This is a genomic window from Asaia sp. W19 (assembly GCF_003994335.1).
In the GTDB taxonomy this organism is placed as follows: Bacteria; Pseudomonadota; Alphaproteobacteria; order Acetobacterales; family Acetobacteraceae; genus Asaia.
The window spans coordinates 1-1,085 of record NZ_PNQZ01000143.1 but is presented as its reverse complement, the minus strand read 5'-3'; the positions used below and the strand labels follow the sequence as shown (position 1 = coordinate 1,085).

Genomic DNA, 1,085 nt, shown 5'->3' with positions numbered 1-1,085 from the left:
TCAGTTCCTTGGCCTGCGCCGCGACGATATCCAAGGCGATCTTCCCGGGCGGCATACCGACCAGAACCAGACGCCCCCCGGGGCGTGTGCAGTCCAGCGCGTCACGATAGGCGCTTTCGAACCCGCTTGCCTCGAAGGTGACATCCACGCCCCAGCCCTCACCGCATTGGGCGGCGATACGCTCCGCAGGCTTCGTCTCGGCCAGATTGATCGGCACGATATTGGCATAGCGCCCGGCTATCGCGAGTTTGGGGGCAGAAAAATCGCTGATAAAGACCTGGCTCGCGCCGGAAGCTAGGGCGGAGAGCGCTGTCATGATGCCGATAGGACCAGCCCCGGTGACGAGACAGATATCCCCCGGCTGGATCTTCGCCTTGACGCAGGCATGGACGCCCACAGCCAGAGGCTCGACCATGGCCCCTTCGGCGAAGCTCACATTCTCGGGCAATCTGAACGTATAGGCGGCAGGATGCACCACAGATGGCGTCAGGCAGCCATGCACGGGTGGCGTCGCCCAGAAGCGTACGGCAGGATCGATATTGTAGCACCCGAGACGCGCAGCGCGAGAGAGCGTGTCTGGGATGCCGGGCTCCATACAGACGCGATCGCCGATTTTCAGCGTCGTCACGCGATCGCCAATGGCCGTGATCACCCCTGACGCCTCATGCCCCAGCACCATGGGCTCGCGCACCACAAAGGGGCCGATCGCGCCATGGATATAGTAATGCACATCGCTGCCGCAGATGCCGACGGTATGGATAGCGATACGCACATCATCAGGTCCGAGCGTGTCATCCAGCGCGATCTCCCGCAAGGACAGTTTGCCACGCTCTTCCAGAACCAGTGCCTGCGCCATCTCGTCATTCCTCCCAAGGCCGCCACAATCCCAGAATGCGGGAACGTGACAGATCTGTTAGATATAACGAGGCTATCTCATCAAATAGATCGGTTCTTAACAAAAACTGATGATTTCTTGCGTGTTGAGAACACCACTCCGTGATCGGGGCATGCTGTATGAGCGCTCTCCCCGATCAGCGATGCTTCCCCTCCACGCTCGTACAGCATGCCCCGATCACGGAGTGGTG

General features: G+C 60.5%; 1 protein-coding gene. It reads right to left on the bottom strand.

Annotated elements, in window-relative coordinates; all coding sequences use genetic code 11:
• Positions 1-856 (bottom strand): NAD(P)-dependent alcohol dehydrogenase (locus tag C0V97_RS17435; protein ID WP_148114972.1); only part of this gene is annotated, 856 nt, incomplete at its 3' end.
• Positions 857-1,085 lie beyond the last annotated feature (229 nt).